The sequence below is a fragment of the Anaplasma phagocytophilum genome, from assembly GCF_023476575.1.
Classification (GTDB): Bacteria; Pseudomonadota; Alphaproteobacteria; order Rickettsiales; family Anaplasmataceae; genus Anaplasma; species Anaplasma phagocytophilum_A.
In genome coordinates this window covers 1-689 of record NZ_JAHLEX010000190.1, presented here as the reverse complement: position 1 = coordinate 689, position 689 = coordinate 1, and the positions used below count along the sequence as shown (strand labels likewise).

The 689-nt window shown below is 47.6% G+C and carries 1 protein-coding gene; it reads right to left on the bottom strand.

Features of this window, described 5'->3' with window-relative positions:
* Positions 1 to 57 precede the first annotated feature (57 nt).
* On the bottom strand, positions 58 to 689 hold a 632-nt coding region (locus KPX09_RS05475; protein WP_410518491.1), incomplete at its 5' end, for a cell division protein FtsZ.

Sequence of the window (689 nt, the reverse complement as noted above, 5' to 3'; positions counted from 1 at the left end):
CACCCCAGGCGAAATCTGCTGGCTCAGATTTCAAGAGCCAAAACCTTCTTTCTTGCACTACTTCTTTCTTAAAAACGCAGGAACATCAAACGACTTACTGTTCCAGTTTAAAGAGGAATTGCGATTTCCGGAGACACGAGAAAACAAATCAGCCTCCACCACAGAAGCACCACTACTCTCTTGTAACCCAACCCTAGCATAACCAGAGACCCCGACTCTTGCGGTATCCCCCACAACATCTGAGACTCCAAGATCACTTTCCGATCCCCTTACTACTCTACCCTTGGGATTTGAAGTATGAGTACTATCTATACCCGTGGCTAGAACAGAGACCCTAATTCTACCAGCACTATTCTCATCGAAGGTAGATCCGAAGATTATATTCGCCTCCTCATCAACTTCCTCCCGAATCCTGTTCGCGGCTGCATCAACCTCAAACAGTGTCATATCCATTCCACCGGTTATATTTATGAGAATACCCCGTGCACCCTTCATAGATATGTTGTCCAACAAGGGGTTAGAGATAGCAGCTTCGGCAGCAGCAACAGCTCTGTGCTCACCCTCTGCCTCTCCAGTACCCATCATGGCCTTGCCCATCTCACTCATGACAACCTTAACGTCAGCGAAGTCTAGGTTTATCAATCCTGGCATAACCATTAAGTCTGTGATGCCGCGTACGCCCGTATGCA